This is a genomic window from Streptomyces sp. NPDC031365 (genome assembly GCF_055569765.1).
Genome location: NZ_JBVIIM010000021.1, coordinates 25,902 through 51,367 on the forward strand (window position 1 = coordinate 25,902; position 25,466 = coordinate 51,367).

Here is a 25,466-nt window from a genome sequence, read left to right on the forward strand (position 1 = left end):
ACGCCTGCTCCGACCCGGAGCAGCTCAGGGGCCCGGGCAAGCCGGGCCATGCGAGTGACCGGTCCGGACGCTGTGTTCGCCGATCGGACGGGCGGATGTGCCGCTGAGGGCAGAGCTCAGCGGTTGATCGACTGGATCTCCTGGACGTTCATGTCCTGGGTCGTCTCGAAGGTGCCGTCGGGGAGGTCGCCGTTCGCGCCTGCCGTGCCCTCCCAGGAGATCTGCCAGGTGATCGACGCCTTCAGTCGGTACGGGTCGCCTGTCGATGCGCGGAGGTAGCGGATGCCGCAGGGCGGGGCCTTGTCGGCGTCGCCCTTGGCGTACGGGGTGCCGATGGAGCCGTCGTCGTTGATCTCGCAGTCGCCGGAGGCCGGGTAGGTCTCCGCGTCGTCCGTGCCGGGGTCCAGGCGGAGGGTCACCGGCTTGGCGGTGGTCTCCGCCCACAGGCCCGTGTTCGGGAGCTCGGCGCGGACGGTGACCTCCTTGAAGGTGCCCTTGTCCAGCCAGACCCAGGTCGGCAGGTTCACCGTGGATTTGGCTTGGGGCTTGAGTTCGATCTCGGTCTCCGGGACCTCGACCTCGTTGAAGGCGTACTCGGCGAGCATTTTCGGCGTCGGGGCGTTCGGGTCGTCCGGGATCTCTCCGGCGTGGACCCAGAACATGACGCGGCCGCAGTCCCACGATTTCGGATCACTGGCATCAGGTGCGATGCCCCGCCAGAAGTAGCCGCCCTTGCCGACGTTGTAGTCCTTGTAGCCCTCGGCGGTGCTGTTGGTGGGCGCGTGGAGATCGAAGTTGTCCGCCGGTTCGCCGTCCCTGTAGTGGTCGGTCCACAGCTCCTTGCCGAACCACGACTCATGGATGCCGACGTCGCCGCCGCCGTCCGTGTCAACGAACTCCTTGAGTTGCTCGGGTGTGAAAGCGGGCTCGTACCAGCACGCCGGAGGCTTCCAGTTCGGGTCGATCGCGGCGAGGCTCCCCTGCTTGTCGCCGCCGACCTTCCCGCTCGGGTACGAGATCCGGATGCTCGAGGCGGAAGCGGAGAGGCTTCCGTTTCCGTTGGTGTTGCCCTTGGTGTCATCCTTGGTGTCCCCCGCCCCGAACGCCTGTGCCGGCGTGGCAGCGAGCGCGACGGTCACGGTTGATGCGACAGCCATGGCCAACAGCTCGACGCGGCGCCTCATCAGGAGCAGCCATTCCTCTTGGAGGTGGTGGAGACGGTCTGCCACACGCCCTGTGCGTTCTTCTGCATGGTGACGGTGTAGGCCACCTTCGGAGCGGTACCCGCCGGGTTGCCGACCTCCTCACCCGTCTTGCGGTGCCTGGTCCGCGCCTTGCTCTCGTCCGTGCAGTATCTGAGCTGTGCCTTCGTCTTCTTGGCGAAGAGTTCGGCTTTGGGATCGAACACCGGGAGCTCACCGACGACGGTGACGTTCTTTTCCGTGTAGGACCTGACCCACTTCTGGTCCTGGGAGAGGCCCGCCTCCGTGTCGTAGAAGGCGAGGGCCTGGCTGCCGGGGTCGTTCGCGATGATCGCCGCGTAGCCCGCCCGGAGCTGCTCCTTGCCGTCGTTGAGGACGGTCTGCTCGTCCGGGTCGCTGCTCGTCCAGTTCTCGAAGGTGAGCTTGAAACTGCTCGGGAGGGTGATCTCCGGGCGCTTCACGTCGGACGAGGCCGATGCCGATGCCGACGGGCTTTCCGACCCCGTGTCCGCTCCCTTGATGTCGTCCGAGGGCGAATCGGCGCCGCCGCAGGCGGACAGGAGCAGGGCTGTCGTCATGGTGAGTGCGGCTGTGGTGAAGGCTCGGCGGGCCACGGACGTTCCCCCTGATGTCGGCTGTGTGCAACGGAGAACGAAGCTATCAGGGGCGGGACATGGGTAGTTGTGAGGTATCAGCGGATTGTGTGGCGAGGTGGGGAGTGTGCCGTGGCTGTCGCCAACGGCGGACGGGGAGAGGGAGTGGCGCCGCCCTTCGACTGGGGCCGTTCGAGTCAATAGGATCTCCGTAGCCCAGCAGACCCTCCTCCCACACGACCCCAGGACACCCGCCATGCCGCGACGCCGCAGTCCCAGCCCGTCCAGCTCGACGGCTCCGAGGAACCGGACACCGCAGCCGGTGCGGTTGCGGCGGCGGTCGTTCGGGGACTTCGTCAAGGCGTTCTTCGCCTTCGTGGCGTTGCTCGTGCTGCTCGTCGGGGTGCCGTTCGCGTTGGCGGTGACCGCCGGCTGGCCGCTCCCGGAGACGTTCGAGCCGATGGAGTGGCTCAAGCAGGACATCTCCGTCGGGACCTTCCTCGGCATCCTGACCTTCGTCGTCTGGCTCGCCTGGGCGCAGTTCACCGCCTGCGTGCTCGTCGAGATGAAGGCCGCGCTGTCGGGGGTCGGGGTACCGGGGCGGGTGCCCGGCGCCGGGCCCAGTCAGCTGCTCGCCCGGCAACTCGTCGCCGCGCTGCTGCTCGTCGGCGCCACCGCCGCCAGTTTCACGCCGGGGCTGGGACAGCTGGGGCAGAGCATCGAGGGCAACCAGCGGCCCACCGTGGCCGCCGCCCAGCAGACCCCCGGCCTCTTCGCCCAGCAGCAGGAGCAGGCCGCCGGTACCGCCGCCGCCCTCGCCGAGCAGGCGTCGCACGCCGAAGCGGCGGCGGGCAGCAGCGCCAAGCAGCGGGGCGACACGAAGTTCTACCGGATCCAGCCGCCCGAGGGACGTCACCACGACTCCCTGTGGGAGATCTCCGAGCGGCACCTCGGCGACGGACGCCGGTACAAGGAGATCTTCGATCTCAACAAGGACCGTACGCAGCCCGACGGTTCCAAGCTGTCCGAGGCCAGCCTGATCCGGCCCGGCTGGATCATGGAGATGCCCGGCGACGCACGCGGCGGCGACCTCGTCGAGATGCCGGACGACGCGCCCGAGGTCTCGCCCGAGGTGCAGCAGCAGATCCGCGACTACGACAGGACCGGGGACCACGCGCAGGGCGGAGGCAGCGGCAGCGGCAGCGGCGCGGCCCAGGTCTCCGTGCCCGAGCAGCGGCCCGCCCCCGCGCCCGCACCCGCGAACGACAACGCCGGTCACCAGCAGCCCGCCGAACAGCACGCCACCCCCGCCGCCCAGGACTCCTCCTCCTTCGGCCTCCCCGAAGCCCTGCTCGCCGCGCCCCTGCTCGCCGCCGGTCTCCTCGGCGCGCTCGGGCACCGGCGCCGCCAGGCGCTGTGGCAGTCGGCGTTCGGTGGTATCGGCGGGCGGCGCGGGATGGAGCCGCCCACACCGGCCGGGGACGCCCTGGACGTGCAGGACGCGCTGCTCGTCGGCGCAGACCCCGAGGGCGTGCGGCTGCTCGACCGGTCGCTGCGCGGGCTCGCCGCGTCGCTGGCCGGCGAGTCCCGCCCGCTGCCCACCGTGTACGCGGCCTGGCTCAGCAGCGGTGACCTGCACCTCCAGCTCGCCCAGCCGTCCGGGAGGCCCCCGGCGCCCTGGCAGCTCGGGCAGGACGAGACGTTCTGGCAGCTCGCCAAGGACGATGCCGAGCGGTACGACGACACGGACACCGCCGCTCCCTACCCGGGCCTCGTCAGCCTCGGCACGCTGGACGACTCCCGTCTGCTGCTCAACCTGGAGTCCGTCCCCGGCCTCGTCTCCCTGAGCGGCAGCGAGGCCGACCGGGCCGCCGTGTTCGCCTCCGTCGCCGCCGAGTTGGCCACCAACGGCTGGTCGGACCGGATGACCATCACCCTCGTCGGATTCGGCGAGGACCTCACCCCGCTCGCCCCCAGCAGGCTGCGCCACCTCGACGGCGTCGAGGCGCTGATCGAGACCATGGAGGCCGAGACGCGACAGCGGCGGGGGGCCCTGGGCGCGGCCGGGCACGACTCCGTGCTCACCGGACGCACCGGGCCCGCCCAGCACACCCGCTGGGCCCCGCACCTCGTGCTGCTCGCCGCCGAACCGTCCGCCGAGGACGCCGTCACCCTCGCCGAACTCGCCGCCGACGCGAGCCGACTCGGCATCGGCTACCTCGTCGGCACCGGAGGTACTGAACTGCCGGGTGCCGCCTGGGAGATGGAGATCACCGGCGAGGGCAAACTGCTGGCACCCCTCCTCGGGCTCGAACTCGACGCCCAGCTCCTGCCGGCCCCCCAGCAGCGCGCGGTCGTCGAGCTGTTCACCGACGCCGACCCCGAGCACGGTCCCGACGGCCCCGGCGACACACCGCCGTTCCTCGTCGACATCAGCGAGCAGGGCAGGCCGGCCGTGTACGCGCGCATGGTCGGACCGTACGAGATCATCGGTCTCGACACCCCGGACGACGAGCGCAGCGCGCTGCTCCACGAGGCGCTCGCGCTGCTGCTCCTGCACCGCGAGGGCGTGCACCCGCGCGTGCTGTCCTCCGCGCTGTGGCCGCGCGGGGTCACCGACGACGTCCGCGAGTCGCTCGTCGAGCGGCTGCGCGCCTGGCTCGGCACCGACCCCGACGGCACGCCCCGCCTCGGCACCGACGCCACCGGACGGCTCACCCTCGCCAAGTCGGTCGTCTCCGACCTGGACGTGCTGCGGTCCCTGTACCACGAGGCGACTCAGGGCAAGGGCGTCGACAGCCGGGCCGTGCGCGGCCGGCTGCTCACCGACGCGCTGGTGCTGGTGCGCGGGCCGCTGCTCGCCGACCGGCCCGCGGCCCGCTACCGCTGGCTCACGCACGAGATCGTCGACGCCCAGCTCCCGCTGCTCGTCGCGGACACCGGACTCGCGCTCGCCGACTTCCACATGGTGAAGGACCGGGCGGAGAAGGCCATCGAGGCGCTGAACGCCGCGCTGCGCACCGCCCCGGCCGACGAGCGGCTGTGGAACGAACTGCTGCGCGCCACCCACGCCCTCGACGACCCCGAGCGGCTCAGCGCCCTCGCCGCCGACCTCGTCGGCCGCAGCGGAGCCCGTGGGCTGCCGCCGCGTACCGAGGCGTTGCTCGACGAACTGCTGCCGGCCTGGCGCGACGCGGTCGCGGCGGCGGGATGAGCGGTCCGGAAGGATGACCGACGGCCTGTACGTCTCGCTGATCGCCGTCGCCGCGCTGTGGGGCGCGGCGGCCGGCGCGGTGCTGCCCCGCGCGGCCTACCGGTTCTCGGCCCCGCCGGGGGAGGCCTGGCGCACGGCGTGCCCGGCGGGGCACCCGGTGAACGGCTGGCTCGGCCCCGCGCGGTGCGGACCCTGCGCGGGCCCGCCGTACGGGTCGGGCGCCGCTCCCGCCGTCGTCACCGCCCTGGTCTGCGCCGCCCTCGCCGCCGCCACCGGGACCCGGCCCGAACTGGGCGTCTGGCTGCTGCTCGCGCCCGTCGGCGTGCTCCTCGCGGTCGTCGACTTCCGGGTCCAGCGGCTGCCCGACCCGCTCACCCTGCCCTTCGCCGGGACCGCCCTCGTCCTGCTCGGCCCGGCCGCCCTCGCCCCCGAGCACGCCGGCGAGTGGACCACCGCCCTGCTGGGCGCGCTCGCGCTGGGCGCCGGCTACTTCGTGCTGTTCCTCATCAACCCGGGCGGCATGGGCTTCGGCGATGTGAAACTGGCGCTCGGCGCGGGCGCCGTACTCGGCTGGTACGGCTGGCCGACGGTGATGCTCGGCACCCTCGCCGGGTTCGTGTTCGGGGCGCTGTACGGGGGCGCGCTGGTCGTCGCCCGGAAGGCGGGGCGCAAGACGTCGATCCCGTTCGGCCCGTTCCTGATCAGCGGTGCCTTCACGGGGCTGCTCATCGGCGCGTACGCGGCCTGACGTCCACCGGCGCAGGCGGCTGACGTACGCTGGATCGGTCCGTCCACAACCCTTACGAACCTTGCGAAAGGGACGCCGGTGACCGAGAAGGCCGACCTTCAGACCGTCCTCGACCGTGCCGCCGCCGGTGGGCGGATCACCCCCGAAGAGGCCCTCGCCCTCTACCGCGACGCCCCGCTGCACGCACTGGGCGGCGCCGCCGACGCCGTCCGCAGGCGCAGGTACGCCGGCACGGAGCACATCGCGACGTACATCATCGAGCGGAACATCAACTACACGAACGTGTGCGTCACGGCGTGCAAGTTCTGCGCCTTCTACGCGGCCCCGAAGGACACGGCGAAGGGCTGGACCCGCGACCTCGACGACATCCTGCGGCGCTGCGCCGAGACGGTCGAGCTCGGCGGCACGCAGATCATGTTCCAGGGCGGTCACCATCCGGACTACGGCGTCGAGTACTACGAGCAGCACTTCGCCGCCATCAAGAAGGAGTTCCCGCAGCTCGTCATCCACAGCCTGGGGGCGAGCGAGGTCGAGCACATGGCCCGGATCTCGGGGGTGCCGGTCGACGAGGCCATCACCCGGATCCACGAGGCCGGGCTCGACTCCTTCGCCGGCGCCGGCGCCGAACTGCTGCCGGAGCGCCCGCGCAAGGCCATCGCCCCGCTGAAGGAGTCCGGCGAGCGCTGGCTGGAGATCATGGAGATCGCGCACAACCTCGGTGTCGAATCGACCTCCACCATGCTGATGGGCACCGGCGAGACCAACGCCGAGCGGATCGAGCACCTGCGGATGATCCGTGACGTGCAGGACCGCACGGGCGGATTCCGTGCGTTCATCCCGTACACCTACCAGCCCGAGAACAACCACCTGAAGGGCCGCACCCAGGCCACGCTCTTCGAGTATCTGCGGATGATCGCCATCGCCCGCCTGTTCTTCGACAACGTGGCCCACATCCAGGGGTCCTGGCTGACCACCGGCAAGGAGATCGGCCAGCTCTCCCTGCACTACGGCGCGGACGACCTCGGCTCGATCATGCTGGAGGAGAACGTGGTCTCCTCAGCCGGTGCCAGGCACCGCTCCAACCGGCTGGAGATCATCGACCTGATCCGCAAGGCGGGACGGGTCCCGGCACAGCGGTCGACCACCTACGAGCACCTGGTCGTGCACGACGACCCGGCCAACGACCCCGTCGACGACCGCGTGGTCTCCCACATCTCCTCCACGGCCATCGAGGGCGGCACGGCCCACCCGGAGCTGAAGCTCCTCGCCCCCAACTGACGCCGCCGTGCTGACCCTTCACACCGCCGACGCCTCGCCCGAGGCGGCCGTCCTGGTCGACGGCGCGCACATCGCCGCCTTCGGCCCGTACGAGCGGCTGGCCGCCGGCCACCCGGACGCCCGGCTGCGGCGGTGGCCCGGCATCCTGACGCCCGGACTGCTCAACCCGTACGGTCCGGAACTGCTGGAGCAGGCGTACCACCCTGATCCGCGCGAGGCGGACCGGCTCGGTACCGAGCCGGTGTTCGGGGAACGCGCGCAGGCACTCCTCGGCGCCGGCCCGTCCGTGCGGGGCGCCAGCGCACGCCGTGGAGTACAGCGCATGCTGGCGCACGGAACGGTCGCGGTCGCCGGTGAACTGCGGAGCCGCGCGGCCCTGGACGCGGTGCGCAGGGCAGGGCTCGCCCGGGCGGGGCGTCCGGCCACGCTGCCCGGGCCCGCGGCGCTCTCCCCGGTGCCTCTCGTGCTGCTGCCGGGCCTCGGCGCAGGGAGACCCGCGCGGTTCGCGGTGTTCGACGTGCCCGACCGGGAGGCCCTCGTGCGGGACGGCGCGTCCACGTGCGTGGTCACCGTCGTGGGCGGCCGCATGGTGTACCGGCGCGCGTAGACCACGGAGGCCGCCTGCCACAATGGCCCCGTGACCCGAGCCAGCCTGAACAAGCAGCCGCACGACGTCGCCTCGATGTTCGACGACGTCGCGGAACGGTACGACCTGACCAACGACGTGCTGTCCCTCGGCCAGGACCGGCGATGGCGCAAGGAGGTCGCGAAGGCGGTCGGCGCACGGCCGGCCCAGAAGGTCCTGGACCTCGCGGCCGGCACGGGCACGTCGTCGATGCCCTTCGCCCGCACCGGCGCCTACGTCGTGCCCTGCGACTTCTCCCTCGGCATGCTCCAGGTGGGCAAGCGCCACCGCGCCTGGCTGCCGTACACCGCCGGTGACGCGACGAGGCTGCCGTTCAAGGACGGTGTCTTCGACGCCGTGACCATCTCCTTCGGGCTGCGCAACGTGCAGGACACGGACGCGGCGCTGCGCGAGATGCACCGGGTGACCCGGCCCGGCGGGCGGATCGTCATCTGCGAGTTCTCGCATCCGACGTGGGCGCCGTTCCGCACCGTCTACACCGAGTACCTGATGCGAGCGCTGCCGCCGGTCGCCCGGTCGGTGTCGTCCAACCCGGACGCGTACGTCTATCTCGCCGAGTCCATCCGCGCCTGGCCCGACCAGCCCGCTCTCGCCGACCTGCTGAAGGGCGCCGGCTGGTCGAAGGTGGCGTGGCGCAACCTGACGGGCGGTGTGGTGGCGCTGCACCGGGGGGTCAAGGACAGCTGAGCATCACGGTGTGGGTGCCGCCGCCGGGCGGCTCCTCCAGTTCGCGCCGGAGTCCGCCCGTGGGCGGCGGCGGGCCGTGCGGCTCGCGCACCCCTCCGCCTCCGCCGTCGTCCTCACCGAAGTCGAACCACACATGGACCACGGAGTCCCGGGGCACCTCGGTGCCGGGCCCCGGGTACTGGCGTACGACGTAGTCGACGACGGCGAGAGGGAGGTCCGGCCGGTCCGGGGCGTTCAGGAACAGGCCCTGTGCGCGGGCCGATTCGCGCGCGTCCACGGCCATCAGACCGACCAGGCGCGGCACGCGCACTTCGGGTGTCCCGGGTCCCTCGGGTGTCACACGCACGGACGTCACCCCCCAGCGGTACCGGCAGAGTAGACCGGCGCGGCGCCCGCCGGAAGCACCATGTGGCGTTCCGTGACATTCGGTTACAGTGCGTGACTGGCAGGTTGGAGGTCCAGTCGGTAGCAGTGGGCCTCGCGCCGTGAGACGGGTGTCATGAAGGTCTCGGCGAGGCGCATCCCCAGCCGCTGGGTGACCGCCACCGAGCGGGTGTTGCGGGCGTCCACCATCGCCACGACCTGATCGACGCCCGCCGCGGTCACCCGTTCCAGCGTCTGACGGGCCGCCGCGGTGACGTACCCCCGGCCCCAGTGCTCCCGGGCGAGGCGCCAGCCGATCTCGATCTCGCCCGTGGGGCCCCAGTCGCGCTCCCACGGCTGGGCACCGGTGAAGCCGATCACCTGCCCGGACCCGTCGAGCATGGTCCACAGGCAGAAGCCGAGCTGGGCGTCGTGCCGGCGCTGGCGGGCGGTGAGCTCCTCGTAGACCGACAGGTCCGCCGCCTTGCCGCCGTGGAACTCCATGACGTCCGGGTCGTCGAAGATCCGGTGCCAGGCGAAGGCGTCCTCGTGGGTGGGGACGCGCAGCCGTACAGCGGGGAGAGCTCGGTTCACTGGGCAGCCCTTCATCCGGGTGATCCATTCTGCTGAATAGACTGCCCGTGTCCAGTGCCGGCCGGCACGCAGATTTATCGACCTGGGGGAGATCCCGCCGTGACCGAGCCCCTCTCCGACAACACCGCCGACGTGATCGTCGTGGGCGCCGGACCAGCCGGCTCCACCACCGCCTACCACCTGGCCCGGTCCGGACTCGACGTGCTCCTGCTGGAGAAGACCGAGTTCCCGCGCGAGAAGGTGTGCGGCGACGGCCTCACCCCGCGCGCCACCAAGCAGCTCGTCGCGATGGGCATCGACATCTCCGAGGAGGCAGGCTGGCTGCGCAACAAGGGCCTGCGCATCATCGGCGGCGGGGTCCGCCTCCAGCTGGACTGGCCGGATCTGGCCTCCTTCCCCGACTACGGTCTGGTCCGCAAGCGCGACGACTTCGACGAGCAGCTCGCCCGGCAGGCCCAGAAGGCGGGCGCCCGGCTGTACGAGCGCTGCAACGTGGGCGCGCCGATCGTCGACGACCGCACCGGGCGCATCACGGGTGTGAAGGCCAAGCTCGGCGAGGAGAAGCGGGAAGTCACCTTCCACGCCCCGCTGGTGGTGGCCGCCGACGGCAACTCCACCCGGCTGTCCCTGGCGATGGGGCTGCACCGGCGCGAGGACCGGCCGATGGGGGTCGCGGTCCGTACGTACTTCACCTCGCCGCGCCATGACGACGACTACCTGGAGTCCTGGCTGGAGCTGTGGGACCGCCGGGGTCCGCAGGACCGGCTGCTGCCCGGCTACGGCTGGATCTTCGGCATGGGCGACGGGACCAGCAACGTCGGCCTCGGCGTGCTCAACACCTCCGAATCCTTCAAGGAGCTGGACTGGCGCGAGGTCCTCAAGGCCTGGTGCGCCTCGATGCCGGAGGACTGGGGCTACACCCCGGACAACATGACCGGCCCGATCCGCGGCGCCGCGCTCCCCATGGCCTTCAACCGCCAGCCGCACTACACACGCGGGCTGCTGCTCGTCGGCGACGCGGGCGGTCTGGTCAACCCGTTCAACGGCGAGGGCATCGCCTACGCCATGGAGTCCGGGCAGCTCGCCGCCGAGGTGATCGTGCAGGCGCACGCGCGGGCCACTCCGGCCCAGCGGGAGATCGCCCTCCAGCGCTACCCGCGCGTCCTGAAGGACACCTACGGCGGCTACTACACGCTCGGCCGCGCCTTCGTGAAGCTCATCGGCAACCCGAAGGTCATGCAGATCGCCGCCCAGCGCGGTCTGACGCACCCCATGCTGATGAGGTTCACCCTGAAGCTGCTCGCCAACCTGACCGACCCGACGGGCGGCGACGCGATGGACCGCATCATCAACGGGCTGAGCAAGGTGGCGCCGAAGGCATGACGCCTCCGCGGCGCGTGGTGACCGTTGTTGTCCGGTGTGACCGGTGAGGTATGCGCGACCGTGATCATCGCGTAACACTTTCGTGGACAACTGAGCGGTAACGGTGGCTGTCGAACGGGACGTACCCAGTAGGGCACGTCCCGTCCGACGAAAGAGCCTTCCATGACACAGCAGGCACCACGGCGGCTCGGGCCGCTCAGAGCCCTGGGGCTGGTGGCCGCCACGAGTCTGATCGCGGCCGGTGCGGCAGGCACCGCCCGCGCGGCCGACGCGCCCCTCCCCGTGACGATCACCGGCGAGGACCGGGTCGACCTGTCGCTGCAGTCCGGCAACGGAGAGCCCTCCGAACCACAGGTCGACCTGAGGCTGGACGCCCCGGGCGAGCCCTTCGAGGGCGACGGCGACATCCCGCCCGTGTTCACCGGTGAGTACACGATCCGCATCGACGCCAGTGAGCTGGCGGGCGTCGCGAAGGTGAAGCTCCCGTGCGACGCCGACGGCCTGGTGGCGGTCTGCACGGGCACCGAACTGTACGCGGGCCAGACGTACAACAGGGTCGGCGGCATCCGGCTCGACATCGGCGACGCCAGCGAGGCCGGGGACTTCGGCAGCATCAAGGTCACCGGTGAGGGCGAAGGGCTGGAGTTCACGCCGCTCACCGTCGATGTGCTGGTCGGCGGTCCCGAGTTCCTGAACCGCAAGCTGTCGGTGCCGGACAGCCTCCGGGCGGGCGGCACGTTCGAGGCGCCCGTGGGGCTGCGCAACGTCGGCAGCATGGCCGCCGAGGGCGCGGTGCTGCGGTTCCACGGCTCCCGCGGGGTGTCCTTCCCCGACTCGTACGGCAACTGCTCCTACGCCGCGGTGACCACCGGCCCCCTGCTGCACCAGGGGACGGACGCCATCTGCACCTTCCCCGACCGGATCGACGCGGGGGCGGCGTACGCCCTGGCCGAGCCGCTGAAGGTGAAGACCGCCGGCTTCGCGCTGCACGACATCTTCACCTACTCCTTCACGGCCGTCAGCCCGAGCGACGCGGCCGGGCTGCGGGCGGCCAAGGACTACCGGCCTGGCACCGGCGCGGACCTCGAGCTGAAGAAGGTCTCCGGCGCGGACCCCGCGGACTACACCAGGTACGCGGACCTGGACCTGCCCCTGAAGAACACCTACGACCTGGAGCTGACCGGCTCCTCGCAGGACGCCGCGGCCGGTGACACCGTCACGGCGCGGATCGGCTTCCGCAACAACGGTCCCGCCTGGATCAGCGCACTGCGGTCCGGCGGTGAGCCCATCGGGTTCACGGTGGCCGTCCCCGAAGGGGCGACCGTCACCAAGGCGCCGGAGCGCTGCCGGAAGACCGACATCGCCGAGGGCGAGAAGGGCTACCGCTGCTGGGTGAGCACCCCGTTGCTGGAGGACGCCGAGGTCGGCTTCCCGTTCGAGTTGCGTGTCGACCGGGTCGTCGAGGGCGCCAAGGGCAAGGTGGCACTGCCCGCATGGGAGGACCCCTTCGACTCGGACCTTTCGAACAACTCCGCCTGGATCGTGCTCAACGGCTCCGACGGGGAGACGGACGGCGGCACGGGCGACGGGACCGACGGCGGCACGCCGGGCGGCTCGACCCCGCCCGGGTCCGGCGGGGATGACTCCGGTTCCTCCGGTACGAACGGCACATCCGGTGCCACGGCGGGCGACGACGCCGAGGGCGGTCTCGCGCTCACCGGTGCCGGCGGGGTGGCGCTGATCGGCGGGGCGGCGCTGCTGGCGCTGGGCCTCGGTGCGGGTGTGGTCGTGCTGATGCGCCGGCGGGCACGGCAGAGCGGCGGTGCCGCCACCTGATGTCGACGCCGTGAGCGGCGCTGTGGGCGGCCGGGGTTCCGAGGAGGGACTCCGGCCGTCGGCGTTCGTGCGGGACGCCGTGAGGGGCCGTCACGGAGCCGCACGGCGCCCCGTCGGGGCACGGGCGTGCCGTCAACACGTCGCGCGGGCGGGATCATTCGGGCAATCGGGCGATCTCGGCCCGGCGGGCGAGGGGTGGGGGCGGGCCGGCGGCGCGGTGAACGAGGGAGGGCCGCTGCCCCCCGAGTGGCAGCGGCCCTTCAGCCCGTGTGGGCGTGGCTCAGAGCACGCGCACGGCACCCGACGCCGGGTAGCCGGACAGGTCCTGGATGACGACGCCCTTGGCGGAGTTGGCGGCGTCCAGGTACTGGCCGTTACCGATGTAGACACCCACGTGGTACGCGGAGCCCTTGCCGCCCCAGTACAGGATGTCGCCGACCTGGATCTGCGACAGCGGGATGTCGGTGCCGGCCATCGACTGGTCCTGCGAGACGCGCGGCAGGTCCACGCCGACCTGCTTGAACGCGGCCTGCACCAGGCTCGAGCAGTCCCAGGCGTTGGGGCCGGTGGCGCCCAGGACGTAGGCGTCGCCCACCTGCGCCCTGAGGAAGGAGATGACCGTCGCGACGCTGCCGCTGGCGGGCGCGGACGCGGTCGTGGCCGTGGAGGCGGTGGAGGTGGTGGCCAGGGCGGGGCGCTCGGCGTCGCGCGCGGCACGTTCGGCGGCGGCCTTGCGGGCCTCCTCCGCGGCCTTCTTCTTGGCCTCGGCCTTCTCCTTGGCCTCGGCGAGGTCCGCCTTGGCCTTCTTCGCGGCCGTCGCGGCGGCCGCGTCACGCTCGGCCCGCAGCTGGTAGTTGGCGGCGGCCTGCTGGGTGGCGTCCGCGGACTGGGCGACCTGGGCGGCCAGGTCAGCCGTCAGGGTGGGCAGTTCGAGGGTCTGCGTCACCGGCTCGGCCGCGTTCGCCGAACCCGACGCCCCGGCCACTGCGAGGGTGCTGAGGACGCCACCGGCAACTCCGGCCCGCATCGCCATCGTGGACGACGCGGTGCGGCGGGGTTTCCGGTGGCTGCGTATGTGAGCGGTGTGGGACATGGGAACAACCGGTACCAGGGGCTCCTTCATATCCACAAGAAACGTGTGCTGCGCCACAGTTGTTCAATCGCGGGTCCAAAACCGGGGCGCGTCACTCTTTATTGACGCCGTAACGGACATTGCGGGCGCCCGTGATCGGCCCGTGATCACGCACTTTCATCGTTACGCCCGGATTGCCCCCCACCTACCACCGGTTGGACTGGTTGGCCAAGCCCTCCTTTCCTCCGGCTCTCCCGAATGTGGCGCACGTCACGGAACGATTGCCCCCGTCGTCGCGTCCGGTGGGCCGGCGGGAGCGCTCGACGGCCGGCGGCGCCGACTGCCGGGCCGCGTCGGCCGGATCGATGGGCGATGCGTGAGGTGCGGGGGGCGGGTGGGGGTGGAGAGGGGGTGGAGAGGGGATGGGCGGAGGGTGAACGGAGTGCGGCGGGGGTGGTGGCTGAATGTGACTGGATCGTGACCCCGCGACTTCGTGAACGCGTGCACACGTCCACACCGCTCCCGGTGCTCCCTCCGACGTGTGAACGTGGCCCCTACCAAGGGATCAAGTCCAGCACCAATTTGCATGCAGAGGAAGCCTCTTGATAGGAGGCCCAACCCTCTGAGCTGCAATGACGTGTTGAAATGTCACTTTTGGTGATCGCGCGGACGCTTGACGTGCGAAGATCACCGCTCATCCGACTTCATGATCGTTCGTCAGGTGGTGGAGATCACAAAGCTTGTGTAATACCCCGTGTCGCAGATCACAGACCCTCGGGCATAGGATGCGGAGCGGTTGGGCTTGTGACCGGCTTCACATGTTCTCGATCTTCGCCGGGGCGGGCGTGGTTCGTGGGGCAGTTGAGGCAGGGAGCGCCCGATGCACAACCGCCAGCAGTCAGTGCCGACTGAGAGGAGCGAGGAGCGGTGAACGCGTATGCGCCCATCCTCGTACTGGGAGCCCTCGGGGCAGGCTTTGCGATCTTCTCCGTGGTCATGGCCACGCTGATCGGTCCGAAGCGGTACAACCGCGCCAGGCTCGAAGCGTACGAGTGCGGGATCGAACCGACCCCCACGCCGGCCGGCGGCGGGCGGTTCCCCATCAAGTACTACCTGACGGCGATGCTCTTCATCATTTTCGATATCGAGATCGTCTTCCTCTACCCCTGGGCCGTCACCTTCGACGCCCTGGGGCTTTTCGGGCTCGTGGAGATGCTGCTCTTCGTGCTCACCGTCTTCGTCGCGTACGCGTACGTATGGCGGCGCGGCGGTCTGGAATGGGACTGAGGGGCCATTAGTCATGGGACTCGAAGAAAAGCTGCCGAGCGGATTCCTGCTGACCACCGTCGAGCAGGCCGCGGGCTGGGTGCGCAAGTCGTCCGTCTTCCCCGCCACGTTCGGCCTCGCCTGTTGTGCCATCGAGATGATGACCACCGGCGCCGGCCGCTACGACCTGGCGCGCTTCGGCATGGAGGTCTTCCGCGGCTCGCCGCGGCAGGCCGACCTCATGATCGTCGCGGGACGGGTCAGCCAGAAGATGGCGCCGGTGCTGCGGCAGGTCTACGACCAGATGCCGAATCCCAAGTGGGTGATCTCCATGGGGGTCTGCGCCTCCTCGGGCGGCATGTTCAACAACTATGCGATCGTCCAGGGCGTCGACCACATCGTCCCGGTCGACATCTATCTCCCCGGCTGTCCGCCCCGCCCCGAGATGCTGCTGGACGCGATCCTCAAGCTCCACGAGAAGATCCAGAACTCCAAGCTCGGCGTGAACGCCGAGGAGGCGGCCCGCGAGGCGGAGGAAGCGGCGCTCAAGGCACTGCCCACGATCGAGATGAAGGGGCTGCTGCGATGAGTGACGCGAAGAACACCGCGGGTGACGGCGTGAACCCCGAGAAGGACCTGTCCGCGGAGAACCTCCCCGGCCAGCGCGGCCAGGGCGGCGAGGAGATCCGCGTCCAGCGCGGCATGTTCGGCGCCAACAGCGGCGGCGACACCTCCGGATACGGCGGACTGGTCCGCTCGGTCCGGCTGCCGGGACCGGCGACCCGCCCCTACGGCGGCTGGTTCGACGAGGTCGCCGACGAACTGGAGGGCGCGCTGGAGGAGCAGGACCTGCTCCCCGGCAACGCCATCGAGAAGACGGTCGTCGACCGCGGCGAACTCACCTTCCACATCGAACGCGAGCACCTGGTCCGTGTGGCGAAGACCCTGCGCGACGACCCCGCCCTGCGCTTCGAGCTGTGCACCGGCGTCAGCGGCGTGCACTACCCGAACGACAAGGGCCGCGAGCTGCACGCCATCTACCACCTGCGGTCGATCACCCACAACCGGCTGATCCGCCTGGAAGTCAGCGCCCCCGACAGCGACCCGCACATCCCGTCGCTGGTCTCGGTCTATCCGACGAACGACTGGCACGAGCGCGAGACGTACGACTTCTTCGGCATCGTCTTCGACGGTCACCCGGCCCTGACGCGGATCCTGATGCCGGACGACTGGCAGGGCTTCCCGCAGCGGAAGGACTACGCGCTCGGCGGCATCCCCGTCGAGTACAAGGGCGCCCAGATCCCGGCTCCGGACCAGCGGAGGTCGTACTCGTGAGCGCCCACCCGTCGCCCGACCACCGCCCCGCAACGACTCCCTTCGGGAGGCTGTGATGACCACATCCGCGTCAGCCGCTTCGGCACGCGAGACCACCGAAGGCACCGTCTACACCGTCACCGGCGGCGACTGGGACGAGGTCGTCGAGACCGCGGCCCGTGCCGACGACGAGCGCATCGTCGTCAACATGGGCCCGCAGCACCCGTCCACCCACGGAGTGCTCCGCCTGATCCTGGAGATCGACGGCGAGACGGTCACCGAGGCCCGCTGCGGCATCGGCTACCTCCACACCGGCATCGAGAAGAACCTCGAGTACCGCACGTGGACCCAGGGCACCACGTTCGTGACGCGCATGGACTACCTGACGCCGTTCTTCAACGAGACGGCGTACTGCCTCGCGGTCGAGAACCTCCTCGGCATCGAGGACCAGGTGCCCGACCGGGCCTCGATCATCAGGGTGCTCCTGATGGAGCTGAACCGGCTCTCCTCCCACCTGGTGTGCATCGCCACCGGCGGTATGGAGCTCGGCGCCACCACGATCATGATCTACGGGTTCCGTGACCGTGAACTCATCCTCGACATCTTCGAGCTCATCACGGGCCTGCGGATGAACCACGCGTACATCCGCCCCGGCGGACTCGCCCAGGACCTGCCGCCCGGTGCGGTGGACCAGATCCGCGAGTTCGTGAAGAAGATGAGGAAGAACCTTCCGGAGTACGACAAGCTCGCCACCGGGAACCCCATCTTCAAGGCCCGTATGCAGGACGTCGGCTACCTGGACCTGACCGGCTGCATGGCCCTCGGCGCCACCGGTCCGGTCCTGCGCTCCGCCGGTCTGCCGCACGACCTGCGCAAGGCCCAGCCGTACTGCGGATACGAGACCTACGACTTCGAGATCCCGACCGCCGACACCTGCGACTCCTACGGCCGCTTCCTGATCCGGCTCGAGGAGATGCGCCAGTCGCTGCACATCGTCGAGCAGTGCCTGGACCGGCTCCAGCCCGGACCGGTCATGGTCGCCGACAAGAAGATCGCCTGGCCCGCCCAGCTCGCCCTGGGGCCGGACGGACTGGGCAACTCCCTCGACCACATCAAGCAGATCATGGGCACCTCCATGGAGGCCCTGATCCACCACTTCAAGCTGGTCACCGAGGGCTTCCGCGTCCCGCCGGGTCAGGCGTACACGGCGGTCGAATCGCCCAAGGGCGAGCTCGGGGTGCATGTCGTCTCCGACGGCGGCACCCGCCCCTACCGGGTCCACTTCCGCGACCCGTCCTTCACCAACCTGCAGGCCATGGCGGCGATGTGCGAGGGCGGCCAGGTCGCCGACGTCATCGTCGCCGTCGCGTCCATCGACCCCGTGATGGGAGGCGTCGACCGGTGACCACCTCATCTTCCGAGCGGTCCGAGCGGGGCGTCAGCCTGGGCATGCCCGAACTGCCCGCGCCCGCCTACCCGGACGACGTCCGGGCCCGGCTGGAGGCCGACGCGCGCGAGATCATCGCCCGCTACCCGGACTCCCGGTCGGCTCTCCTGCCCCTGCTGCACCTCTGCCAGTCGGAGGAGGGGCATGTCACGCGCACCGGGATGCAGTTCTGCGCGGACATGCTGGACCTGACCACGGCCGAGGTGACCGCGGTCGCCACCTTCTACACCATGTACCGGCGCCGGCCGAGCGGTGACTACCAGGTCGGGGTGTGCACCAACACCCTGTGCGCCGTCATGGGCGGAGACGCGATCTTCGAGGAGCTCCAGGAGCACCTGGGCGTCGCCAACGGCGGGACCACCGACGACGGCAAGGTCACCCTGGAGCACATCGAGTGCAACGCGGCCTGCGACTTCGCGCCGGTGGTGATGGTGAACTGGGAGTTCTTCGACAACCAGACGCCCGACAGCGCCAAGCGCATGGTCGACGACCTGCGCGCCGGCCGCCCGGTGGCTCCCACGCGCGGGGCGCCCCTGTGCACCTTCAAGGAGACCGCCCGCATCCTGGCCGGGTTCCCCGACGGGCGCGAGGGAGCCGTCGAGGCCACGGGAGGCGCCGGCCACGCCTCCCTGATCGGCCTGAAGCTGGCCAAGGGAGAGGCCACAGCCGCGCGTGTGGTGCACCCGCGGGGTGAGGCACCCCGGGACACCCCGCCGCACGAGCCGTCGCCCGCGGAGCACCTCAGCTCGCACGACGCGCCGCAGGACACATCGGCCTCCGATCCGTCCCACCCGTCGGGACCCGCTGCCGAGGAGGGGGAGTGATGACCTTGGCACCCGAACTCAAGGACATGAGCCCGGAGGAGCTGCTCGCACCCGTGCTGTCGGCCTTCTGGGACGAGGACAGGTCCTGGACGCTGGACGTCTACAAGAGGCACGAGGGATACGAGGGGCTGCGCAAGGCGCTCGCCATGTCACCGGACGACGTCATCGCGTACGTCAAGGAATCCGGTCTGCGCGGCCGCGGCGGTGCCGGCTTCCCGACGGGAATGAAATGGCAGTTCATTCCCCAGGGCGACGGCAAGCCTCACTATCTTGTTGTCAACGCCGACGAGTCGGAGCCCGGAACGTGCAAGGACATTCCGCTCCTCTTCGCGAACCCGCACAGCCTCATCGAGGGCATCGTCATCGCCTGTTATGCCATCAGGTCGTCCCATGCCTTCATCTATCTGCGTGGTGAAGTCGTCCCGGTTCTGCGGCGGCTGCACGAGGCCGTGCGCGAGGCCTACGCGGCCGGCCTCCTCGGCGAGAACATCCTGGGCAGCGGACTCGACCTCGAACTCACCGTGCACGCGGGTGCGGGCGCGTACATCTGCGGTGAGGAGACCGCACTGCTCGACTCGCTCGAAGGCCGCCGGGGTCAACCGCGGCTCCGTCCCCCCTTTCCTGCCGTGGCGGGCCTCTACGCGTGCCCGACTGTGGTGAATAACGTCGAGTCGATCGCGTCGGTTCCCGCCATCATGAACCGGGGCAAGGAATGGTTCCGCTCGATGGGCAGCGAGAAGTCCCCCGGCTTCACTCTCTATTCCCTCAGCGGCCATGTCGCGAACCCCGGACAGTACGAGGCGCCCCTCGGCATCACCTTGCGCCAGCTGCTCGAAATGAGCGGCGGGATGCGTCCGGGGCACCGGCTGAAGTTCTGGACGCCGGGCGGCTCCTCGACGCCGCTGCTCACCGACGAGCATCTCGACGTCCCCCTCGACTACGAGGGAGTGGCCGCCGCGGGTTCCATGCTCGGCACGAAGGCCCTGCAGTGCTTCGACGAGACGACCTGCGTCGTCCGCGCCGTCACCCGCTGGACCGAGTTCTACGCCCACGAGTCCTGCGGAAAGTGCACCCCCTGCCGGGAGGGCACGTACTGGCTGGTCCAGCTGATGCGGGACCTCGAGGCCGGCAAGGGACAGATGGCCGACCTCGACAAGCTGAACGACATCGCCGACAACATCAACGGCAAGGCCTTCTGCGCCCTCGGCGACGGTGCGGCCTCGCCGATCTTCTCCTCGCTGAAGCACTTCCGCGAGGAGTACGAGCAGCACATCACGGGCCGTGGCTGCCCGTTCGACCCGGCCAAGTCCACGGCCTGGGCCGACCGTACGGAGGTGCACGCATGACTGTGACCACCAACGCTCCCTCCGGCGGGGGAGAGGCGGCGGTTCCGCCCGAGGACCTCGTCACGCTGACGATCGACGGCGCCGAGCTCAGCGTGCCCAAGGGCACCCTGGTCATCCGGGCCGCCGAGCAGCTGGGCATCGAGATCCCCCGGTTCTGCGACCACCCGCTCCTCGACCCGGCCGGCGCCTGCCGCCAGTGCATCGTCGAGGTGGAGGGCCAGCGCAAGCCCATGGCGTCCTGCACCATCACCTGCACCGACGGCATGGTGGTGAAGACCCACCTCACCTCACCTGTCGCCGAGAAGGCGCAGAAGGGGATGCTGGAGTTCCTGCTCATCAACCACCCGCTGGACTGCCCGGTCTGCGACAAGGGCGGCGAGTGCCCGCTGCAGAACCAGTCGATGTCGCACGGCCACGCGGATTCCCGCTTCGACGGCAAGAAGCGCACCTACGAGAAGCCCGTGGCGATCTCCACACAGGTGCTGCTCGACCGCGAGCGGTGCGTGCTGTGCGCCCGCTGCACCCGGTTCTCCAACCAGATCGCGGGCGACCCGATGATCGAGCTGCTCGAGCGGGGCGCGCTCCAGCAGGTCGGCACCGGCGAGGGCGACCCCTTCGAGTCGTACTTCTCCGGCAACACCATCCAGATCTGCCCGGTCGGCGCGCTCACCTCGGCGGCCTACCGGTTCCGCGCCCGCCCCTTCGACCTGATCTCGTCGCCGTCGGTGTGCGAGCACTGCTCCGGCGGCTGCGCCACCCGCACCGACCACCGGCGCGGCAAGGTCATGCGGCGGCTGGCCGGCAACGACCCCGAGGTCAACGAGGAGTGGATCTGCGACAAGGGACGCTTCGCGTTCCGCTACGCGCAGCTGCGGGACCGCCTCGACACCCCGCTCGTGCGCAATGCCGAGGGCGAGCTGGAGCCCGCGTCCTGGCCCGACGCGCTGCAGATCGCGGCCCAGGGGCTGCTGGCCTCGCGGGGCCGTACCGGTGTGCTGACCGGCGGCCGGCTCACCGTCGAGGACGCGTACGCGTACAGCAAGTTCGCGCGGGTGGCGCTCGACACCAACGACATCGACTTCCGCGCGCGCGTGCACAGCGGCGAGGAGGCTGACTTCCTCGCCGCGCGGGTCGCGGGACGCGGCCGCGACCTCGACCGCACCGGTGTCACCTACACCTCGCTGGAGAAGGCACCCGCCGTTCTCCTCGTCGGGTTCGAGTCCGAGGAGGAGGCACCCGGCGTCTTCCTGCGGCTGCGCAAGGCCTGGCGGGGACACGGGCAGAAGACCTTCGCCCTGGCCACGCACGCGACACGCGGACTCGAGAAGGCCGGGGGCACCCTGCTGCCGGCGGCTCCCGGGACCGAGACCGAATGGCTGGACGCGCTGTCGAGCGGGGTCGGCCTGGAGGGCGACGGGGCCAGGGCCGCCGAGGCACTGCGGACCGAGGGCGCGGTGATCGCCGTCGGCGAGCGGCTGGCGGCCGTACGGGGCGGGCTGACCGCGGCCGTCCGGTTCGCCACCGCGACCGGCGCCCGGCTGGTGTGGATCCCGCGCCGGGCCGGTGAGCGGGGAGCCGTGGAGGCGGGGGCGCTGCCGACGCTGCTGCCGGGCGGACGCCCGGCGACCGACCCGCGCGCCCGCGCGGAGATCGCCGCCGCGTGGGGTGTCGCCGAACTGCCGCACCGCTACGGACGCGACACCGGTGAGATCGTCGAGGCGGCGGCACGGGGCGAGCTCCAGGCGCTGCTGGTCGCGGGCGTGGAGGTCGCCGACCTGCCCGACCCGGCCCGCGCGCGTGCCGCACTCGCCGAGGCCGGGTTCGTGGTCTCACTGGAGCTGCGTCCCAGCGAGGTCAGCGAGCTCGCCGACGTCGTCCTGCCGGTGGCCGCGGTCGCCGAGAAGGCCGGCACCTTCCTCAACTGGGAGGGCAGGGTCCGCCTCTTCGAGTCGGCGCTCAAGCCCGAGCAGATGACCCGGCGCGTCGCGCCCACCGACGCGCGCGTCCTGCAGATGCTGGCCGACGCCATGGACGTCCACCTGGGCCTGCCGGACCTGCGCACGATCCGCGCGGAGCTCGACCGGCTCGGAGCCTGGGACGGCCCCCGGGCCACCGACCCGCTGGAGACCGCGGGCGCCCTGCCCCGGCCGGCCGCCGGGGAGGCCGTGCTCGCCGGGCACCGGCTGCTGCTCGACCAGGGCCTGCTGCAACTGGGCGACGAGGCGCTGGCCGGTACCCGGCACGCCGCCCACGCCCGCCTGTCGGCCGCCACGGCCGCCGAGGTCGGCGTCAAGGACGGCGACCCGCTGTCGGTGACCGGCACCGCCGGAACGGTGGAACTGCCGCTGGCGGTCACCGAGATGCCCGACCGCGTGGTGTGGCTGCCGCTGAACTCCGTCGGCGGCGGTGTCGCCTCCGGCACCGGGGCACAGCCCGGCTCCCTCGTCCGTATCGGCCCGGCGGTGCCCGCCGGCGCGGCCCCCAAGGAGGTGGAGGCATGAGTCCGTACCTCCTCGCCGCTGAAGACCTGTCGATGTTCGGCCGCGATCCCTGGTGGCTGATCGCCGTCAAGGCGGTGTTCTGCTTCGCCTTCCTGATGGTGACCGTGCTGCTCTCCATCGTCATGGAGCGCAAGGTCGTCGCCTGGATGCAGCTGCGCATCGGCCCCAACCGGCACGGCCCCTGGGGCATGCTCCAGTCGCTCGCCGACGGCGTGAAGCTGATGCTCAAGGAAGACGTCGTCGTCAAGCGCGCGGACAAGGTGGTGTACATCCTCGCGCCGATCGTCGCGGCCATCCCCGCCTTCATGGCGTTCGCGGTGATCCCCTTCGGGCCGGCCGGAAACGAGATCTCGATCTTCGGCCAGCGCACCACGATGCAGCTCACCGACCTGCCGATCGCGGCGCTCTACATCCTCGCGGTCGCCTCGGTGGGCATCTACGGCATCGTCCTGGCGGGCTGGAGCTCCGGCTCCACCTATCCGCTGCTGGGAGGCCTGCGCTCCTGCGCGCAGATGATCTCGTACGAGATCGCCATGGGCGCCGCGTTCGCCTCCGTGTTCCTCTACTCCGGGTCGATGTCGACGTCGACGATCGTCGAGCAGCAGGCCGACCGCTGGTACGTCGTGCTGCTGCCGGTCTCCTTCCTCATCTACATCGTCACGATGGTCGGCGAGACCAACCGCGCCCCCTTCGACATGCCGGAGTCCGAGGGCGACCTGGTCGGTGGCTTCAACACCGAGTACTCGTCGATCAAGTTCGCGATGTTCATGCTCGCCGAGTACATCAACATGGTGACCGTCTCGGCCGTCGCCGTGACCTTCTTCCTGGGCGGCTGGCGGGCCCCGTGGCCGGTCAGCACCTTCTGGGAGGGCGCGAACCACGGCTGGTGGCCGATGCTCTGGTTCACCGGCAAGCTCCTGAGCCTGCTGTTCTGCTTCGTGTGGCTGCGCGGCACGCTTCCGAGGGTCCGCTACGACCAGCTGATGAAGCTGGGCTGGAAGGTCCTCATCCCGGTCGCGCTCGTGTGGCTGATGGCGGTCGCCACGGTGCGGGCGCTGCGCAACGAGAACTACGACTTCGCCGACATCGCGCTCTACATCGCCGGGGGTGTCCTCACCCTGCTGCTGCTCTCCTTCGTCGCCGACCTGTTCCGGTCGAAGCCGAAGGAGACCGACGAGTCCGAGGGCCCGCCCGCCTTCGACCCCATGGCGGGCGGATTCCCCGTACCGCCGCTGCCGGGGCAGGAGCTGCCGCCGGTGCCCCGCCGCCGCCCGCGCCGGGAGCGGGAGCTGATTGTCAGTGGTGGCCCCGATACTCAGAGTGACGGATCTCTGGGCGGATCTACGGATGGAAAGGAGGCGTCCGATGGCTGAGGAGCCCAAGGAGACCAAGCCCGGTTTCCTGAACCCTGTGGCCGGCTTCGGCGTGACCTTCAAGGCCATGTTCAAGAAGCGGCTGACCGAGCAGTACCCGGAGCAGCAGAAGACCACCGCTCCGCGCTTCCATGGACGGCACCAGCTCAACCGCCATCCGGACGGCCTGGAGAAGTGCGTCGGCTGCGAGCTGTGCGCCTGGGCCTGTCCCGCCGACGCGATCTACGTCGAGGGCGCGGACAACACCGAGGAGGAGCGCTACTCGCCCGGCGAGCGGTACGGGCGGGTGTACCAGATCAACTACGCCCGCTGCATCCTGTGCGGCCTGTGCATCGAGGCCTGTCCCACGCGCGCGCTGACCATGACCAACGAGTTCGAACTGGCGGACTCCAGCCGCGCCAACCTCATCTACACCAAGGAGCAACTGCTCGCCGGTCTCGATGAGGGCATGGTCGACTCTCCGCACGCCATGTACCCGGGCACCGACGAGAAGGACTACTACCGGGGCCTGGTGACCGAGGCCGCGCCCGGCACGGAGCAGCAGACCGCCCACTCCGAGGGCGAGGTGGTGCAGGAGGCCGCCTCGACCTTCGGCGCTGAGGAACCGGCGTCGGAGAAGGTGATCGGGCGATGACCGAGCAGCTCGCCGCCTACTCCACCTCCACCGGAGAGGCCTTCCAGTTCTGGATCCTGGGCACGGTCGCCGTAATCGGCGCCCTGTGCACCGTGTTCATGCGGCGGGCCGTGCACAGCGCGCTCTGCCTCGCCGGGACCATGATCATCCTGGCGGTGTTCTACCTGGCCAACGGCGCCTACTTCCTGGGCGTCGTCCAGATCGTCGTCTACACCGGCGCGATCATGATGCTGTTCCTGTTCGTGGTCATGCTGGTCGGCGTCACGGCGGCGGACTCCCTGAAGGAGACCATCAAGGGCCAGCGCTGGCTGGCCCTGCTGTGCGGGCTCGGCTTCGGCATCCTGCTGACCGGCGGGATCGGGAACGCCTCGCTCAGCGAGTTCAACGGCATCGGCGAGGCGAACGCGGGCGGCAACGTGGAGGGCCTGGCGGCCCTCCTGTTCACCAAGTACGTCTTCGCGTTCGAGATCACCGGCGCCCTGCTCATCACGGCAGCCGTCGGCGCCATGGTGCTCACCCACAGGGAGCGCACCGAGCGCGCCAAGACCCAGCGGGAACTGGCCGAGCAGCGCGTACGCGAGGGCACGCACCTGCCGCCGCTCCCGGCGCCCGGCGTCTACGCCCGGCACAACGCCGTGGACATCGCGGGCCTGCTGCCCGACGGCACGCCGTCGGATCTCACCGTCAGCAAGACGCTGCGGGACCGCGGTCAGGTCCGTGACGTGTCGCAGGAGGCGATCAACGACCTGCGGGCGATGGAGCAGCGCGCGGAGGAGCGCCTTGAGCGCAAGGCGATCGATCCGCCGACGTTCAAGCGGGCCGAGGAGGCGTCGAAGTGAACCCCGTCAACTATCTGTACCTGGCCGCGTTGTTGTTCACGATCGGCGCCACCGGTGTGCTGATCAGGCGCAACGCGATCGTCGTGTTCATGTGCGTCGAGCTGATGCTCAACGCCTGCAACCTCGCCTTCGTCGCCTTCTCCCGGATGCACGGCAACCTCGACGGCCAGGTCATCGCCTTCTTCACGATGGTCGTGGCCGCCGCGGAGGTCGTGGTCGGGCTGGCGATCATCGTGTCCCTGTTCCGTTCCCGCCACTCGGCCTCGGTCGACGACGCCAGCCTGATGAAGTTGTAAGGGGTCGCTG

The 25,466-nt window shown here is 70.5% G+C and carries 23 protein-coding genes; 18 read left to right on the forward strand and 5 right to left on the reverse strand.

Annotated features, from left to right (window positions below):
• Positions 1-116: 116 nt before the first annotated feature.
• Positions 117-1,157, reverse strand: coding sequence for a hypothetical protein (locus ACZ5C2_RS26770; RefSeq protein ID WP_468796614.1), 1,041 nt, complete (start codon positions 1,155-1,157; stop codon positions 117-119).
• Between the two features lie 26 nt (positions 1,158-1,183).
• On the reverse strand, positions 1,184-1,816 hold the full coding sequence (locus ACZ5C2_RS26775; RefSeq protein ID WP_468795925.1) for a hypothetical protein: 633 nt from the start codon (positions 1,814-1,816) through the stop codon (positions 1,184-1,186).
• A 235-nt stretch (positions 1,817-2,051) separates the two neighbouring features.
• Here ACZ5C2_RS26775 and ACZ5C2_RS26780 point away from each other — a divergent pair, with 235 nt between their 5' ends.
• The 5 genes from ACZ5C2_RS26780 to ACZ5C2_RS26800 all read left to right on the forward strand — a co-directional run bounded on the left by ACZ5C2_RS26780 (position 2,052) and on the right by ACZ5C2_RS26800 (position 8,368).
• A complete protein-coding gene (locus ACZ5C2_RS26780; protein ID WP_468795928.1) occupies positions 2,052-5,009 on the forward strand; it encodes a BTAD domain-containing putative transcriptional regulator in 2,958 nt (985 codons plus the stop codon).
• A 13-nt stretch (positions 5,010-5,022) separates the two neighbouring features.
• Positions 5,023-5,757, forward strand: a complete 735-nt coding sequence (locus ACZ5C2_RS26785) for a prepilin peptidase (protein WP_468795931.1) — start codon at positions 5,023-5,025, stop codon at positions 5,755-5,757.
• A gap of 78 nt (positions 5,758-5,835) precedes the next feature.
• The gene (gene mqnC / locus ACZ5C2_RS26790) at positions 5,836-7,035 is read left to right on the forward strand and encodes a cyclic dehypoxanthinyl futalosine synthase (protein ID WP_468795934.1); all 1,200 of its coding nucleotides are present in this window, start codon (positions 5,836-5,838) and stop codon (positions 7,033-7,035) included.
• 7 nt (positions 7,036-7,042) lie between these two features.
• Positions 7,043-7,642 carry an imidazolonepropionase-like domain-containing protein gene (locus ACZ5C2_RS26795; RefSeq protein WP_468795937.1) on the forward strand — a complete coding sequence of 200 codons (600 nt, stop codon included), beginning with the start codon at positions 7,043-7,045 and terminating at the stop codon, positions 7,640-7,642.
• A gap of 30 nt (positions 7,643-7,672) precedes the next feature.
• Entirely contained in the window at positions 7,673-8,368 is a 696-nt protein-coding gene (locus ACZ5C2_RS26800) for a demethylmenaquinone methyltransferase (RefSeq protein WP_468795940.1), read from the forward strand.
• Here the strand turns inward: ACZ5C2_RS26800 and ACZ5C2_RS26805 are convergent.
• Both ACZ5C2_RS26805 and ACZ5C2_RS26810 read right to left on the reverse strand, forming a co-directional pair.
• Complete coding sequence (locus tag ACZ5C2_RS26805) at positions 8,355-8,714, reverse strand: PASTA domain-containing protein (protein WP_468795943.1); 360 nt, start codon at positions 8,712-8,714, stop codon at positions 8,355-8,357. The two genes, ACZ5C2_RS26800 and ACZ5C2_RS26805, sit on opposite strands and share 14 nt — an antisense overlap.
• 83 nt (positions 8,715-8,797) lie before the next feature.
• On the reverse strand, positions 8,798-9,325 hold the full coding sequence (locus ACZ5C2_RS26810; RefSeq protein WP_468795946.1) for a GNAT family N-acetyltransferase: 528 nt from the start codon (positions 9,323-9,325) through the stop codon (positions 8,798-8,800).
• Positions 9,326-9,424: 99 nt separating this feature from the next.
• Between ACZ5C2_RS26810 and ACZ5C2_RS26815 the strand changes: the two genes are divergently transcribed.
• A complete protein-coding gene (locus tag ACZ5C2_RS26815; protein WP_468795949.1) occupies positions 9,425-10,708 on the forward strand; it encodes a geranylgeranyl reductase family protein in 1,284 nt (427 codons plus the stop codon).
• A 162-nt stretch (positions 10,709-10,870) separates the two neighbouring features.
• Positions 10,871-12,544, forward strand: a complete 1,674-nt coding sequence (locus ACZ5C2_RS26820) for a hypothetical protein (RefSeq protein ID WP_468795952.1) — start codon at positions 10,871-10,873, stop codon at positions 12,542-12,544.
• Between the two features lie 280 nt (positions 12,545-12,824).
• Here ACZ5C2_RS26820 and ACZ5C2_RS26825 read toward each other — a convergent pair whose 3' ends face one another.
• Positions 12,825-13,667: a C40 family peptidase gene (locus ACZ5C2_RS26825; protein ID WP_468795955.1), complete on the reverse strand. Its 843-nt coding sequence runs from the start codon at positions 13,665-13,667 to the stop codon at positions 12,825-12,827.
• An 876-nt stretch (positions 13,668-14,543) separates the two neighbouring features.
• On the opposite strand from ACZ5C2_RS26825, the gene ACZ5C2_RS26830 reads away from it, so the two are divergent.
• Genes ACZ5C2_RS26830 through nuoK form a run of 11 tightly spaced genes read left to right on the forward strand, consistent with a single transcriptional unit; the run spans position 14,544 to position 25,456 of the window.
• On the forward strand, positions 14,544-14,903 hold the full coding sequence (locus ACZ5C2_RS26830; protein ID WP_468795958.1) for an NADH-quinone oxidoreductase subunit A: 360 nt from the start codon (positions 14,544-14,546) through the stop codon (positions 14,901-14,903).
• A gap of 13 nt (positions 14,904-14,916) precedes the next feature.
• Positions 14,917-15,471 carry a NuoB/complex I 20 kDa subunit family protein gene (locus ACZ5C2_RS26835; protein WP_399975015.1) on the forward strand — a complete coding sequence of 185 codons (555 nt, stop codon included), beginning with the start codon at positions 14,917-14,919 and terminating at the stop codon, positions 15,469-15,471.
• A complete protein-coding gene (locus tag ACZ5C2_RS26840) occupies positions 15,468-16,217 on the forward strand; it encodes an NADH-quinone oxidoreductase subunit C (RefSeq protein WP_468795962.1) in 750 nt (249 codons plus the stop codon). The genes ACZ5C2_RS26835 and ACZ5C2_RS26840 overlap by 4 nt, the downstream gene beginning before the upstream one ends.
• Positions 16,218-16,272: 55 nt before the next feature.
• A complete protein-coding gene (locus tag ACZ5C2_RS26845) occupies positions 16,273-17,601 on the forward strand; it encodes an NADH-quinone oxidoreductase subunit D (RefSeq protein WP_468795965.1) in 1,329 nt (442 codons plus the stop codon).
• The gene (gene nuoE / locus ACZ5C2_RS26850) at positions 17,598-18,467 is read left to right on the forward strand and encodes an NADH-quinone oxidoreductase subunit NuoE (RefSeq protein ID WP_468795968.1); all 870 of its coding nucleotides are present in this window, start codon (positions 17,598-17,600) and stop codon (positions 18,465-18,467) included. Before ACZ5C2_RS26845 ends, nuoE begins: the two co-directional genes overlap by 4 nt.
• Positions 18,467-19,813, forward strand: a complete 1,347-nt coding sequence (gene nuoF, locus ACZ5C2_RS26855; protein WP_468795971.1) for an NADH-quinone oxidoreductase subunit NuoF — start codon at positions 18,467-18,469, stop codon at positions 19,811-19,813. Before nuoE ends, nuoF begins: the two co-directional genes overlap by 1 nt.
• Positions 19,810-22,314, forward strand: a complete 2,505-nt coding sequence (locus ACZ5C2_RS26860) for an NADH-quinone oxidoreductase subunit G (protein ID WP_468795974.1) — start codon at positions 19,810-19,812, stop codon at positions 22,312-22,314. The genes nuoF and ACZ5C2_RS26860 overlap by 4 nt, the downstream gene beginning before the upstream one ends.
• Entirely contained in the window at positions 22,311-23,687 is a 1,377-nt protein-coding gene (gene nuoH / locus ACZ5C2_RS26865) for an NADH-quinone oxidoreductase subunit NuoH (RefSeq protein WP_468795977.1), read from the forward strand. The genes ACZ5C2_RS26860 and nuoH overlap by 4 nt, the downstream gene beginning before the upstream one ends.
• The gene (nuoI, locus tag ACZ5C2_RS26870) at positions 23,680-24,321 is read left to right on the forward strand and encodes an NADH-quinone oxidoreductase subunit NuoI (protein ID WP_468795980.1); all 642 of its coding nucleotides are present in this window, start codon (positions 23,680-23,682) and stop codon (positions 24,319-24,321) included. Before nuoH ends, nuoI begins: the two co-directional genes overlap by 8 nt.
• Positions 24,318-25,160 (forward strand): NADH-quinone oxidoreductase subunit J, encoded by an 843-nt coding sequence (locus ACZ5C2_RS26875; RefSeq protein WP_468795983.1) that lies wholly within the window; start codon positions 24,318-24,320, stop codon positions 25,158-25,160. The genes nuoI and ACZ5C2_RS26875 overlap by 4 nt, the downstream gene beginning before the upstream one ends.
• The gene (nuoK, locus tag ACZ5C2_RS26880) at positions 25,157-25,456 is read left to right on the forward strand and encodes an NADH-quinone oxidoreductase subunit NuoK (RefSeq protein WP_037929353.1); all 300 of its coding nucleotides are present in this window, start codon (positions 25,157-25,159) and stop codon (positions 25,454-25,456) included. Before ACZ5C2_RS26875 ends, nuoK begins: the two co-directional genes overlap by 4 nt.
• The last annotated feature ends 10 nt before the right edge of the window (positions 25,457-25,466 follow it).